This is a genomic window from Pseudoalteromonas sp. OANN1, from assembly GCF_024124685.1.
Lineage (GTDB): Bacteria > Pseudomonadota > Gammaproteobacteria > Enterobacterales > Alteromonadaceae > Pseudoalteromonas > Pseudoalteromonas piscicida.
In genome coordinates this window covers 36,530-50,539 of the sequence record NZ_JAMXSE010000031.1, presented here as the reverse complement: position 1 = coordinate 50,539, position 14,010 = coordinate 36,530, and the positions used below count along the sequence as shown (strand labels likewise).

Genomic DNA, 14,010 nt, shown 5'->3' with positions numbered 1-14,010 from the left:
AACATTTCGTGTAGGAGCTGGTTTACCCTGCGAGCTGTTACGAAAGTTGAATATGAAGGCGCTCGGAGGTCCACTCTCCACAACACACGTCCTGCGTCCGCCACTTTTCCTCAAGTGGTTAAAGAATGAAGGTAAAAACAGGCTGTCGGAGGTTCACTCTCTACAACACACGTCCTGCGTCCGCTACTGTATGATAAAACTCCCTAAACACTTTTCATTTTTTTTCTGACTGATACCCTAATCGCGTATTTATTTAGAGAAAGCGTTATATGTTTCAATCACTCAGAGTTTATTTACTGCTTGTTTTTTGTTGTGTTCCTTTAACCGTTGAAGCGCTTACATTAGGTGCTGAGCGCGCAGATGAGTATTTACCTGTGTTAAAAGGTAAGCGCGTCGGGTTAATCGTAAACCAAACATCCCGAGTTGACGACCAACATCTAGTTGATTACTTACTTAATAAAGAAGTGGATGTTAAAAAGGTCTTTGCACCGGAACATGGGTTTCGTGGTAATTATGATGCGGGTGCTAAAGTAGCTGATGCAAAAGATGTGAAAACTGGGCTACCAATCATTTCGCTTTATGGCAGTAATAAAAAGCCAAGGCCTGAGCAGCTCAAAGATATCGATGTGCTTATTTTTGATATTCAAGATGTGGGGTTGCGTTTTTATACATACATCAGCACTATGCATCTTGCGATGGAAGCCGCAGCCGATGCAAATATTGAATTTTGGGTTTTTGATAGGCCAAATCCAAATATCGCATATGTTGATGGCCCATTATTAGAAAAACCATTTCAATCTTTTGTTGGTATGCATCCCATTCCCGTATTGCATGGCATGACCGTTGGCGAACTGGCAACTATGATTAAAGGAGAGGGGTGGTTAACCTCGCTTAAAGCGCCACAGTTACGTGTATTTCCAATGCGAAACTATAGTGGCAGCACTGAATATAGATTGCCGATCCCGCCAAGTCCTAACCTACCAAATCAGCAAGCAATCTACTTGTATCCATCATTGTGCTTTTTTGAAGCGACACCTATTTCTGTAGGTCGTGGAACGAATTTTCCATTTCAAGTTTTTGGCTACCCAGATCCTAAATTGGGTGAGTTTCAGTTCACACCTAGACCTGTGTTGGGGGCGGCTTCCAATCCTAAATTAAATGGTGTGACTGCGTTTGGCCTGGACTTAAGAAACAGCAATGTACGAGGTTTTGATCTAACTTGGTTTGTTGCCGCACATATACAGTTCAAACACGAGAATAAAGTGTTTTTTCAGTCCCCCGATTTTCTCGATAAGCTTGCAGGCACGGACAAAATCCGCAAAGCCATTGAGTCTGGCCAATCGGCATCAGAGTTGAGAAAGCTGTGGCAGCAGGATGTACAAGATTTTTTAAAGCAGCGAAAAAAGTATTTATTATACCCGAGACCGTAACGGGTTTTTGCTAGAGGTAAACGGCAGCACGAGTCTGCCGTGAGCAGATTAAGTCTTACTCGCTACGCAATACTTGCATGTTTTCATTGGCCTTATCCACGCGTTTTTGCCAATGCAGGTTTGATTGTGCAAGTGCCGTGAATAAAACATCAATAAGGTAGGCTTGAGAAGTACGAGACAGCATACCTGAATGTTTAAGTGGCTCCCCTTCATTGATGCAATACAGTATCGCATCTGCCATTTCCGCAAGTGAGTGGCTACCATAACGAGAAATGGCAAGACATTTACAACCATTATCCAATGCCTGATTAGTCAAGGTTAGCAAGCTCTTGCTAGTTCCTGTATTGCTGATCACAATAAAAAGATCGTCTTTCCCCATCGTTGCAATAAAGCTGGAGGCGCTGATTTCATCAACCTGAGCAATTGCCGGAATACCAAGCTTTTGGAGTTTCCAAGTTAAATCTTGGGCCATAGTGAAAGTACTACCAAGTGCACACACAATGACTTTTCGTGCGTTCTTCACCAACTGAATTGCGTTCTCAAACTGTTTTGCTGAGTTAAGTTTTCGAGTTTCGGAAATAACATTTTGCTGTTTTAGTTGTAATTTATCTGCGATTAACTCGATGGAGTCATTACTGGAAATTAACTCATCAATTGGTGCGCTGGTATCTGTTTGCTCGTTGAGCGCATCAACAACGGCAAGTTTAAATGCTGGAAATCCTTTATAACCCAGCTTTTGGGCAAATTTTACGACGCTAGATTGGCTGACACCGGCTTCGCGTGCCAGTTCAACAGAGGAAAGCGCACGGATTTTATCGCCCGAGTTCAAGGTAAAGTCAGCAAGCTTTGCCTCACTATTAGATAGTGATGGACGAAGTGCTTTTATTTTGACAAATGTAGACATACGATACTCAATCCGAACTAATTTAATCTGTCCATATTATAGGTTCAATTGGAACGTTACGATAGACCAAAAAGGAATATCATTGCACAAAACACACTCATTGTACCAGTATTGGGGTTAAATGTTGACTTAAATTTAATTTAGTCGCAAAGACTTGGTGTTTTAAACCGCTTAACTTAAGCTAAGTGTTTTGAATTTATAGATTAAACTATATGGCTTGGTACTCGATTTTGCCACCTTTGATTGCAATTGCAGTCGTGTTTTGGCGTAAAGAAGTGATTATCGCATTGATTTTAGCGCTAGTTTCTTCTGAATTTTTATTGGCTTTACATGGCCAGCAGTCGCTAGTTGCTGGCACATTCGTAGGCAGTATTGAACGTGTTATTGAGGTTGCGACATCGGCAGGTAACAGCCGGATCTTGATTTTCAGCATAGTGATAGGTGCATTGCTCGCCTACATTAGAGAGTCAGGCGGAGTTGCCGCAACGGTGAATATGCTGCTTAATCGAGGCGTCGCTAAGAGTAAACGTCAGGTTGGCTTACTAACCATGTTTACTGGCACGGCAGTGTTCATCGAATCAAATATGAGTGTACTGACCTCTGGTATTGTTGCGAGGGGACTATTTGATAAGTTCAAAATGAGTCGGGCTCGTTTAGCTTATATCATCGATAGTACTAGCGCTCCTGTATGTATTTTGATTTTACTTAATGGCTGGGGTGCTTATGTGCTTGGGTTGCTGAGTAACTACGAACTTGAGCAGTCTGCAGTGAGTATTTTATGGGGTAGTGTCGCGTTTAATTTTTATGCGATTATTGCGCTGTTAATTGTTCTCTATACGATTGTCTTTGATAAAGTTCATGGTCCGATGAAGGCCGCAGAGCAAGAGTTAAAACACCACACGGCTGAAATAAGTAGTGGGCCGAGCGCCACCAAGTCGCGTTATATGCTGATCCCTTTATTAACGCTGATTGTAAGTATGATTGGATTTATGTTTTGGACAGGCGATGGTGTATTGGCAAATGGTAGCGGCTCCAAATCAGTACTTTATGCCACAATTTTAGCTTCAACCGTTGCGTACCTGCTGCTTTTAACTGGTAAGAGATTTAGTCATCACGAGCTAATGGATGTTGGCTTTAAGGGGATGGGGGAGCTGCTGCCATTGGTAAGCATTGTGTTACTCTCTTTGACTCTAGGTGCAAGTCTAAAAGAGTTGGGAACAGGGACTTTTGTTGCGTCTTTAGTTGGTGACTATCTGCCTATTTACTTGATAGTGCCTGTACTCTTTATTACTGGTGCAATCATGTCATTTACAACTGGCACATCATGGGGCACCTTTGCCATATTAATACCGATTGGTGTGCCACTTATTCAAGCGCTTGGCTTGCCGCCGTCGCTTGTGCTTGGTGCTATTTTAAGCGGCGGTATATTTGGCGATCACTGCTCGCCTATCTCTGATACCAGCGCGGTATCGGCACTGGCATCAGGGTGTGACTTACTGACTCATGTTAAAACCCAATTACCCTATGCACTGGTGGGGGGCGTATTAGCTATTATCTGCTTCTTTATTGCCAGCCTTATTATGATTTAAGAGCGCCTGTTAGGGGCAAGCCAAAACTTGGTTTTGCCCCATACTTTCAATTGCAATAATTTGCCCTTGGTTGGCGGTCGACAGTGCTAGCATAACTGGCGTATTAAAATTAATAACACTGGTTTTTGGTTGTGGCATGGCGCTAAGTAAGCTCTGTTTTAACTCGATGAGAGTATGGGTATTACACTCTTCAATTAACCAAGCGTTGTCGTTAATCGCAACCAATCTACCGTAACGTTGTTCTTGGGCTCGCTGCTTTGCGGCTTCAAACTTAGCATCTAATACTCTTTTTTGCTCATCTATCCGAGCCAAATATTGGCCCTGCTCTAGCTCATGTGTTTCGATGTGTTGAAAACCTCCGTAACTGACTAAATGTGCACTTGAGTTATATTCTTTATCAATATCAACATGTTGATTTTGATACCACAAGGTGAAAAGTAAAGCGAGTGAACAAGTAACCGCGCTCCACTGCCAAGTTTCTATACGACCCAAAAAATGATGGGCAAAGCTAACTAGTCGCACCTTGATGCGAGTAGCCAAAGTTAACGGTTTGTCCTGCTTGCTAGCTTGGTAAGCCGCTTTTAACTTGGCGTCAAATTTGTCTAAATTACTCATGATTTTCACCCACTTGAGACTTTAGTGTCTCTTTTGCGTATCTAATTCGAGTTTTTACAGTCTCTTGTGTGGCCCCTACAATTTGCGCTATTTCAGCTAAGCTGAACCCCTCTAACTGTAAGCTTAGCGCTTCTTTTTGTAATAAAGGAAGTGCAGCAATTTGCTGGTATAGCCACTGTTCCTCCGAGGCTTTTGTAAACTCATTGGAGTTGGTCATACCTACTTTACTATCTGTCAACTCAGAGAGTTTACCTGACGCTCTGATTGAATCGATTAGCAGGTTACGTGCAATGTGAAACAAGTAAGCCTTGGGGTGGCCCTGCTGTCGATAAGCGCTTTTCTTTTCGATGACTTTTAGCCATGTTTTTTGACATATATCTTCTGCCGACGCCGCCTGTGTTTGTGTTTTCAGAAAGTGAAATAAATCACTTTGATAGCGTTCAATGACTTGCTCTAGGTATTTTACTTTACCCGTCGTTGCATATTCATAAAGCGGATCTTCTACGTTGCTGGTGGCGCGAGCACGCCACATTTTCAAGCTACTCAGCATAGGCAATCCTAAGTCTCAAGGGTCAACAGACCCTAATATCAATAAGCTAAATTAAGAAGTTTACTTCGTGACTCAGCGGCTCAAATTGATTACGTATTAATGGCCGTTATTGTTCCAGTGTAAACTCTAATACAACGCGCTGAGCGTATTGCGGCTGCGGTTTTCCATCAACAATAAGTGGTCTATATTTCCATTTCCTTAGTGCTCTGACAGCAGCCTGATCAAATACTCTTTTAGGCTCCGCATTCGTCACTTTAACATCAATCACTTCGCCTTGTGGAGAAATGGCAAACTCCATTTCTACCCAGCCTTCCACTCCATCTCTAGCCGCCGCGGGCGGATAGTTAGGGTTGCTTCTAACAAGTGGAGTCGCTTGCCCATCGGTGGAGAATTGCAGCGTCATTGTGTTAGTAAACTTCCCTAAATCTAAGCTAGGTGTCTCGCTACTAATTTGTAGATTATCTCCTGTATCAACGATATTTTCAGTAGGTCTAATCGGGGCCGTTATTGGTTTTGGTGGTTCTGGCATTACCCTTTTTTCTTCGACTGGAGAGTCCTCTCTATCCGTTGCAATAGTAAGATCAAATACTTCTTTGTCGATAATGGGGCGAGTGAGTTCTTGAGAGACCAAGTTTTGCATAAAGCCAAAGGTGGCAAAAGTAATAATAACTGCGCCAACAAGCGATAGTGCGAGTTTTGGAATTGCTGAATTAGGCTGTTGAAGCGTGGCTAATGTCGTCATGATTTTATCCCCGTTATGTTGTTCTCGTAAATAGAACGTTTGGGTAACGGAAACGGGGTGAAAGTTTTTAGGTTTTTTTGATATGTATCTTGGTTTGGCTACAGGCCTTGGATTACAATGCACAAAGAGCAGAGTACATTATTTAATTTTTCGTGATCATAGGTTGTTATGAAGTTAGTTGAGATCAACAAGGCGCGTTATCGCAAACATCTAAATCAAGTTATCATTGCTTGCGTAGCAGCGCTAACAATCGGTAGCTTAGGGATTGCTCAGTTATTGATCCAATTATTTCCTGATGTTGATGGTAGCCATTTTCATTGGAATTTAACTGGTGTAGTCGTGACCTGCATCGTCATTGGGTTCATGCTCAAAAAGCATAAAGCGCATCCCTTTATGACCGAAGTAAGTTATGTGTGGGACTTAAAGCAATCACTGAACAAAATCACCCGTAAAATGGCGAAGTTAAAACAGGCAGCGCAGCAGGGGGATGTAGATGCGATGACGGCGATTCAGTATAGCTATGCGGGATCTCGTCAGCTATGGCAATTGGATGACAATACCATAACGATGGATGATTTGGCGATGTGGCAAGCGGAGCTGGATTCACTGGCTAGCAAATATCAAGTTGAAATAAAAGCAGAAAACTATAAAGAAACGATGTTGAAACAGTACTAACAAAGCGGCTTGATTCGGCGTTAAACTTTTTCACAATTTTTAATGTGACACTAATGTGTCAGAACGGTAATATAACAGTCGAATTTTCTATTAAAGGAACAAATTGAACTGTGCTATTGCGTCATCGGTTTCACCAGTTCGGCTGGTTGGTTCTTATCAACTCTCTTTGCTCAATCTTAATTACCATAAACGTTGTAAATACCAATCCTGCCGATTATCAAGGACTGACATTATTTTACGTTTCCGTATCAACGTGGAGCCATATGGCTTTACTCACAGCGTTAGTGAGTATTGTTGCAATGCCTTTAATATGGTTACAGTCAAATAAAGTGAGATCCGTATGCTTTGCTTTATTTTATGCATTGTTTTTCGTAGCGCTTATTGCAAATAGCTTGTGCTTTGAGCTATACAAGTTTCATATTAACGGTGTTATTGTCGATATGCTGCTTGCAGGCCAAGTTATTGAGTTCTCAGCAATTGCATGGGCTCAAGCGATAGCTATTTTTGTTATGATATTTGTGATCCAGTTTTACCTGTCAACGTGGTTAAGTAAGCCCCGAGCCGTAATGCAGCTGCGCTTTGGTCGAAAGTTTACCAGCGTAACCATTATTGCCCTGTTGGCGAGCAATACAATTCATGCTTGGGCAAGTGCGACGGTATATCAACCAATCACAGGGTTCAGTAAGTACTTACCCCTCTACAAACCCGCAACAGCAAACTCTTTTTTGCGTAAATATGATTTGCTAAATGAAGCCGCATTGGCGCAGCAGAAAAGAATGTCTTTAACACAAGGACAATTTAACTATCCTTTACAACCTATTGAAGTAGAGCCAGTTAAGAAGCCTCTTGATATTGTTTTTGTGGTGCTGGATTCATGGCGGTATGATGCTTTTACAGCGCAAGTGACTCCCAATATTTGGCGATTCTCACAACAAGGAGCGGTCTTCAATCACCACTTTTCTACTGGAAATTCTACACGTACAGGGATAACCGGGTTATTTTATGGCTTGCCTGGCACCGCTTGGCAGGACATTTACAATAATCGAGTTACTCCATTATTGATGGATAGAATGCGCGATTTGGGTTATCAATTTGGAATATTTTCTTCTGCTCAGCTTGTTCGCCCTGAGTTTAATGAAACCGTCTTTGCTCGCGTTGAGGGGCTAAAAACGCATACTGAAGGCGATGACGTATTAGCACGAGATAAACAGGTCACTAATAATTGGTCCTCTTGGTATTCAAAGCGAGATCCAGATAAGCCTTCATTTAGTTTTATTTTCTATGATGCAATCCATGGCTACGCAGTTCCTGAGGGTTACCATGCTGGGTTTGAGCCAATGCACGGTCCCATTAACCATATGTTATTGGACAACGATTATGATAGAGAACCAATTTTAAATCGTTATCTTACCAGTACACACTTTGTAGATAGTCTTGCTGCATCGGTATTAGCGCAGCTTGATATAGAAAATACACTGGTGATTATCACCTCAGATCATGGTGAAGAGCTAAATGACAACAAGCTTAATTACTGGGGACACAATAGTAATTTTACTGAGCCGCAGATAAAGGTGCCATTTATTGTAGTTGGGCCAAAAAGCGAAAAGTGGCAGCGTTGGCAAGCCTCAAATGCGGTAACCAGTCATTTAGACGTAGTACCAACCCTGATGAGTGAGTACTTAGGGATTAAAAACACGCCTGAAGATTATAGTACGGGTTATAACTTAACCGGGCCTGTTAAAGAGAGAAATTGGTTACTACTTAGCAGCTACAACAAATATGCGGTTGTGAGTAAGCAGCAAATTATTGAAGTCTCGCCCATGGGAACATATGAGACGCTCGATGAAACGAACAAGCCATCTGAGCAAGAACCAAACTTTGAATATATTCAAGAGGCGATGCAGCAGATCAGCCACTTTCAGTAGATAAAGGAGACTTAGGTGTGCTGTTGTGTATAGGTACACACTAACTCAAGCGGTATAACTAAGCGCTTAATGAGTAAAATTGAAAGGCGTTTTTCTTGTCTTTTTTAACCGTGTACATGGCGACATCAGCACATTCGATTAATTGGCTTAGCTCAATAGCGTCTCTTGGATAGCTTGCAATACCTATGCTCGCGCCAACTCTCAGTGGCAGTGATTTCCCTTCTGGCGTTTGCCAAATCATTTCGGTGTTAATCGCCTCTAGCAGGTTTTCAGCGATGCGCTGCAGCTTTTCATTTTTGGCGCAGTGCAAGGCAATCAAAAACTCATCACCTCCCCAACGACAAACTACATCTTGTTCTCTAACCTGAGTACTAATTTGAGTGGCGATATGTTTTAACATAGCGTCACCGGCGTTATGGCCATAAATATCATTGATTGGTTTAAACTCATCTAAATCAAGAATAAATAAGCTAAACGGAGTTTCGTTATCTAACCACTCGTTGATTTTGATCTCAGTACCATGGCGATTGTAGAGGCCTGTTAGCTTATCGCGGTTAGCCTTTTTATTGAGTTCTTGAAACACGGTTTTTCTCAGCGTGATATCTGATAAAAATACCTGTAAATAGAAATGTCCGCTACTTTCCACTCTCAGCATGATGACACTCAGCCAAACAGGTTGCTCGGTCAAGGGGTTGATAAACTCAAACTCTGACTGAGTTGGCTGGTTAAGCTCCAAAGTATGCTCCGTAAAGGTATAAAGAATATCCGGAGTTTTGCAGTAGCGACCAAAGCTTTCTGGAAAATATTCATCAAGGTCAATCGCCATACCAGCCAGCAAATCACAAGCGGCATCATTAGCTAAGATCACTTCCCCTTTGTCTTTTACCAGTAGGGTGGGAGAAGATGAGCGCTCAAACATGAGTCTAAAGCGCTTCTCAAGGATTTCGATATCAGCTCGAAGTTGCCGTTCTTGCTCGAACATGGAAGCGGTTTTAGCAATAAGTTGATTGGTATTGCTTGCAATATCACCGATTTCGCTTGATTCATGTCCTTTAGGTACGATTAAATTTAAGGGGGCTCCAGGAATAACCCTCGCAATTTGGCTGCTCAAGTTACTCAGGGGCTTTGTCACGATAAAGTGTGTCACAACCGTGAAGATGATTAAGATGGGGATGATGACGACCAACAAAGTCTGAACGCTTGAACGAGCGATATCTCTAGCGTTTTGCTCGATAAAAACGGAGTTTGGTTGGATATAGATCTCACCAACGATTTCACTCAATAAAAACGGATGATTGAGCTTAATAATGGTAGCATTTTGCGGCTTAAATCCTACGCTTTGAGCGAGCCACTTTTCTTCACTTTTGATTGCGGCTGAAGAGATTACATCGTTACTGACTAGGCCATTAATGACTTCTACAGCCAGGTCTTTGTCATTGAGATAAGTTGCAATAGAGGAAGAAGACGACACGGTTTGGCCAATTTGCCCGATAATAGTATTAGAGCGCCGAAGTTCACGCTCAACAATATGGTCGTGATATAACTTAGCGTAAAGCATTGAAAAAATAAAAGTTGAGACAACCAGCACGAGTGCCAGTCGTACAATCAATCCATACTTAGTCATCGATTTGATAGATTACCTTTACATCACCCGTCACAAAGTCTGCTGGAATGTAGCCGATTGCATTTGGCGTATTTCTTATATTTTCAAGTATAGCTGATGGTGAAGAAAATGATTGTGGGGGAGAAACTTTGCCGCTGAATTTTATTCTCGACCAATAGGCGTTAATTTGGCTCTCATTTCGGCCAGTCAGTGCCAGAAAAAAAGGGCCTCTTAATGGATGCGATTTTTCGTAGTCATAGGTCACGGCTATATCACCGTTAGGAAAGGCAACGTATTTTCCCATATACATGTCGATGAGTTGACGCTGTGATATCGACTCGATGGGGTTGTCTTTGTTAACGATGACGGCAATATCAGCGGCTGCTGAAATAGGGTATGAAACGAGGAAGAAAACAGTAATAAGTAACCTTTTCATCAGAACACCCAATTAAAGCTAAGCGTAAAGGTATTAAACGAAAGGTCTGGGTTACTAAATTGCTCTATATTGTGAAGATAGAAAGCACTGGGTAGGTGATTTGTAGAAGTATGTTTCCAGTTAAGCTTCAATGCGAGTGTTGGGCTGAGTTCGCGCCGCCACGTTAAGGAAGTGCTGCGCTGATCCAATTGATAAAAACCAGAGTATGTTGAGGCTTCTTCATAGAGATATAATAATTCTGGTGATGGAGTCAATGGACCGGATTCAATCATTGTCTCATTATCTGATTCAGCGACAGAATAGGTAAAAGAGACCGTGTTTAAACCAAATCGCTTACCTAAGGTAACATACCCCGCCTTGAGATGGTTGAGGATGTTAGAGGTTGAGTCTGTTAGCGATATTTCACTTTGTATGAGCCAGTCTGAGTCATCGTATCTCATGCTGAGCGCACTGTAGGTAAAGCGCTCGTCAATAATGTATAAAGAATCAATTAGTTCGTTTTTGGTCGGCCAAATTTGCAATGGAACTTGCGCTAAAGCATCGCGTAACAATCTTTGCTGTTCATGCTCATTGGCGGATTTGGTCGTTGTGTAGTTTGCTCTAAACAGCCAGTTTAACGTTTCGTATTGCGCGACCATACCAACGATAGACTTGAGCTCTACATTCCAATAAAAGTCGATATCACTGTAGATTGGCGCTTCGGATCGTCCCCAATAAGCTTTGATACTTGCGATACCTTGTTCTAGAGGCACGCGATACTGAAGGTCTACGCCATCCAAGTTCTGATGAGGAATAATAGAATAAAACTCGACAGGAGGGTGTTCCATATCCATCGAATAACCGATATCTCGATACTCGGTCATCAGGAACAAGTCTAAACCAGTACGACCCGCACGGATTTGCCAGTTTGAGTTTAAATTATAGCGTAAGAAAGCAAGCTTTATTGCATTGTTAATTTGGTTATCATGCTGTTCTTTTAACAGCAGTTGGCCCACGAGTTCTAGATTGTCACTTGCATGCCACTCGGCTTGCAAGCCTAAAGAAGAAAATGAAAAGTTGAGTTCATCTCTTTCTACACCGTTGGGTTGTGAGATGGACTCTCTTATTTTGGCGGTATGGGAGTCTGTTTTAACCGCTTTGAGCGTAGCAAAGCCACTGAAATCGATGTCAGAGCCATAGCTGAATGGGGTTAAAAATAGTAGGCAGATAAAAACAGAGCGCATGAGTTATAAATGTATTCGCTTTCCTTTTTTATATAGCCTAGTTCGAATTTTGACATTTACCAATGCGATGTCCGCCTTGCCCTTGTATAATGAACTTAGAGACACCATATCCCATTTATGGTAGCATATTGTTATATTATCACATTAGGCAAGATTAAGACGTGGCAGAAGTAAGAGCGAGAGTCGAGCTGAATGTAGGGCAGCATAGTAATATCCCTGCAGAAATAGTTTCTTTTTCAGGGCTAAAAGATGGCCAAGAACATGTTGCGCTGGTATTTAATAGCGCAGACAGTCAGCAGCAAGTCCCCCTAATTCGTATGCACTCTGAGTGCTTAACCGGCGATGTCTTTCATTCTTCTCGTTGTGATTGTGGCGAACAGCTAAATGAATGTATCGAGGCGATGCATAAACAAGGCGGCATTTTATTATATTTGCGCCAAGAAGGTCGTGGCATTGGCCTGTACAATAAAATCGATGCTTATGTATTGCAATCGCAAGGGATGAACACCTATGAGGCAAACAATCACCTCGGTTTTGAAGATGACTTAAGAGATTTCTCTGATGCAGTATTGATGCTTCAAGCGCTAGGGTTAAACCATGTTAAGTTAATGACGAACAATCCAAGAAAGCTAAAGGCGTTAAGAGAAGCTGGTATTACCGTCGATGAAGTCGTTGGTACTCAGGCACATGTTAAGGCAGGGGTTTCTGGTAATGAACAGTATCTAAAAACGAAGATCCAACATGGCGCGCATATGCTGGATATCAAAAAGATTTCAAAAGCGGATTAGCCTAAGCGTATATGCTTATCACAACAAGCCGACTAGATAAGTGCTTCGGTTGGCTTGTAATATCAAACATTCTATTCTCATTCCAATCCCTTCAAACTTAAGATGCTCAAGTAGGTTACGTCTACCGCCAGTATTTGTTTAAAATATGCTAAAAAGCGCTGACAAATCCGCCTTTCATGCCTTTTCACTCGACGCGGTAATCAGTATAATCAAAGACGTTATAGCTTAAATTAAGTGGACTATGTCGACACCAATTAGAACATTCAAAGCAAGCATGGGCGTGCAGTGGCTAAAAGCCGGGTGGGCAATTTTCAAAACCCAGCCTATGACTTTCATGCTGATGTACATTTTTATGGCGGTAGTAAGTCTATTACCCCTGTTCGCACCTATTTTTCATATTATCGCTGCCTTGTCTGGTCCTTTCTTAAGTGCAGGCTTCTATCTTGCCGTTATCAATAAACAGATCAATAAACCAATAAAGTTGGCAGACATTTTTGAGCCTTTTGCAGCAAAAGGCCGTCGATTACACTTGTTCCGAGTTGGTATTTATCAAATGGCAGGTGCACTGTTGCTGACTATGGTTGCCGGTGTGCTATTCAGTGATGTGGCGAGTGCGCTAGAGAGTGTTGGCCCAAACACCGATCCGAATGAACTTATCGGGCTTATCGCGAGCAATATTAGTTTTGCCGAAGTTGCAGTATTTGTGATTGCACAATCGGTCATTATGATGGCCTTTGCTTTTGTTGTGCCACAGGTCTTTTTCCAAGGTGAAAAACGTATTTTTCACGCGATGAAGTGCTCGCTTGCCGCTTTTTATCATAATATGGCTGCTCTGAGTATTTACGGCTTAGTCGTCGCAGCGCTTATCGTCGCTTCTATACCGCTATCGATGATCCCGGCGATTATTATCATGCCAGTCGCCATGATAGGCTTTTTTGTTTCTTTCCAGGCGATGTTTATGCCAATTATCGTTGAAAAGAAGGAAAATGATGAAAATGCTGACATTTCTCAGTCTGACTCAGGACGCTTTGACGCCTGATGGATGAACAAGAAGTTAAAAAGCTAAAAAACTATGCGGTTTGGTTACTATCGAGACAAGAGTACTCTGAATCAGGACTGACGCAAAAGCTACTGCAAAAAGGGGCTACAGCGGCAGTCGCGGAACAATTGGTATCTTGGCTAAAGTCGCTCGATTACGTTAATGACGACCGCTATGCTGAGAGTTTTTTAAACCGCCAGATTGCAAAAGGACTTGGAGAAAAGCGTGTATTAATGGATGCAGGGCAAAAGGGTGTGAGCCGAGAGACTTTGCATACACTAATCGCCGAGCGTGAAATTGATTGGTACATGCAAGCCGCAAAAACCTATGAAAAAAAGTACGGTCTTTGCGCACAACCGATAGAATATAAAGAAAAAACTAAGCGCGTACGTTACATGAGTTATCGTGGCTTTAGTTTTGATGAAATAGATTTTGCAATTGAAGCTGCAATGACTGCAGCAGAGCAAGAAGAAATAAAGGGTGAATGATCA

At 42.1% G+C, this 14,010-nt stretch carries 14 protein-coding genes; 7 read left to right on the top strand and 7 right to left on the bottom strand.

All coding sequences use genetic code 11. From position 1 onward, the window contains the following. Window positions 1-269 precede the first annotated feature (269 nt). On the top strand, window positions 270-1,430 hold the full coding sequence (locus NH462_RS20625; RefSeq protein ID WP_253107636.1) for a DUF1343 domain-containing protein: 1,161 nt from the start codon (window positions 270-272) through the stop codon (window positions 1,428-1,430). Window positions 1,431-1,485: 55 nt separating this feature from the next. Here NH462_RS20625 and NH462_RS20620 read toward each other — a convergent pair whose 3' ends face one another. Beyond that, window positions 1,486-2,334, bottom strand: coding sequence for a MurR/RpiR family transcriptional regulator (locus tag NH462_RS20620; RefSeq protein WP_010375966.1), 849 nt, complete (start codon window positions 2,332-2,334; stop codon window positions 1,486-1,488). Window positions 2,335-2,546: 212 nt separating this feature from the next. Between NH462_RS20620 and NH462_RS20615 the strand changes: the two genes are divergently transcribed. Continuing rightward, the gene (locus tag NH462_RS20615) at window positions 2,547-3,923 is read left to right on the top strand and encodes a Na+/H+ antiporter NhaC family protein (RefSeq protein ID WP_253107635.1); all 1,377 of its coding nucleotides are present in this window, start codon (window positions 2,547-2,549) and stop codon (window positions 3,921-3,923) included. Window positions 3,924-3,932: 9 nt separating this feature from the next. On the opposite strand, the gene NH462_RS20610 is transcribed toward NH462_RS20615, so the two are convergent. From NH462_RS20610 to NH462_RS20600, 3 genes are all read right to left on the bottom strand, one after another. Continuing rightward, the gene (locus NH462_RS20610) at window positions 3,933-4,538 is read right to left on the bottom strand and encodes a hypothetical protein (protein WP_253107634.1); all 606 of its coding nucleotides are present in this window, start codon (window positions 4,536-4,538) and stop codon (window positions 3,933-3,935) included. Continuing rightward, window positions 4,531-5,088: an RNA polymerase sigma factor gene (locus tag NH462_RS20605; protein ID WP_253107633.1), complete on the bottom strand. Its 558-nt coding sequence runs from the start codon at window positions 5,086-5,088 to the stop codon at window positions 4,531-4,533. The genes NH462_RS20610 and NH462_RS20605 overlap by 8 nt, the downstream gene beginning before the upstream one ends. 106 nt (window positions 5,089-5,194) lie before the next feature. Then, on the bottom strand, window positions 5,195-5,830 hold the full coding sequence (locus NH462_RS20600) for an energy transducer TonB (protein ID WP_253107632.1): 636 nt from the start codon (window positions 5,828-5,830) through the stop codon (window positions 5,195-5,197). Between the two features lie 168 nt (window positions 5,831-5,998). On the opposite strand from NH462_RS20600, the gene NH462_RS20595 reads away from it, so the two are divergent. Both NH462_RS20595 and NH462_RS20590 read left to right on the top strand, forming a co-directional pair. Beyond that, window positions 5,999-6,505, top strand: a complete 507-nt coding sequence (locus tag NH462_RS20595) for a DUF3087 domain-containing protein (protein ID WP_253107631.1) — start codon at window positions 5,999-6,001, stop codon at window positions 6,503-6,505. A 110-nt stretch (window positions 6,506-6,615) separates the two neighbouring features. Then, entirely contained in the window at window positions 6,616-8,430 is a 1,815-nt protein-coding gene (locus tag NH462_RS20590; protein WP_253107630.1) for a DUF3413 domain-containing protein, read from the top strand. Between the two features lie 58 nt (window positions 8,431-8,488). Here NH462_RS20590 and NH462_RS20585 read toward each other — a convergent pair whose 3' ends face one another. Genes NH462_RS20585 through NH462_RS20575 form a run of 3 tightly spaced genes read right to left on the bottom strand, consistent with a single transcriptional unit; the run spans window position 8,489 to window position 11,692 of the window. Next, a complete protein-coding gene (locus tag NH462_RS20585; RefSeq protein WP_253107629.1) occupies window positions 8,489-10,054 on the bottom strand; it encodes a sensor domain-containing diguanylate cyclase in 1,566 nt (521 codons plus the stop codon). Continuing rightward, window positions 10,047-10,469, bottom strand: coding sequence for a hypothetical protein (locus NH462_RS20580; protein ID WP_017216309.1), 423 nt, complete (start codon window positions 10,467-10,469; stop codon window positions 10,047-10,049). The genes NH462_RS20585 and NH462_RS20580 overlap by 8 nt, the downstream gene beginning before the upstream one ends. Beyond that, window positions 10,469-11,692, bottom strand: a complete 1,224-nt coding sequence (locus NH462_RS20575; RefSeq protein WP_017216308.1) for a hypothetical protein — start codon at window positions 11,690-11,692, stop codon at window positions 10,469-10,471. Before NH462_RS20575 ends, NH462_RS20580 begins: the two co-directional genes overlap by 1 nt. A gap of 161 nt (window positions 11,693-11,853) precedes the next feature. Here NH462_RS20575 and ribA point away from each other — a divergent pair, with 161 nt between their 5' ends. From ribA to NH462_RS20560, 3 genes are all read left to right on the top strand, one after another. Beyond that, window positions 11,854-12,480: a GTP cyclohydrolase II gene (gene ribA / locus NH462_RS20570; RefSeq protein ID WP_010375947.1), complete on the top strand. Its 627-nt coding sequence runs from the start codon at window positions 11,854-11,856 to the stop codon at window positions 12,478-12,480. 241 nt (window positions 12,481-12,721) lie between these two features. Then, window positions 12,722-13,519 (top strand): BPSS1780 family membrane protein, encoded by a 798-nt coding sequence (locus NH462_RS20565; protein WP_017216307.1) that lies wholly within the window; start codon window positions 12,722-12,724, stop codon window positions 13,517-13,519. Beyond that, complete coding sequence (locus NH462_RS20560; RefSeq protein ID WP_010375943.1) at window positions 13,519-14,007, top strand: regulatory protein RecX; 489 nt, start codon at window positions 13,519-13,521, stop codon at window positions 14,005-14,007. Before NH462_RS20565 ends, NH462_RS20560 begins: the two co-directional genes overlap by 1 nt. The last annotated feature ends 3 nt before the right edge of the window (window positions 14,008-14,010 follow it).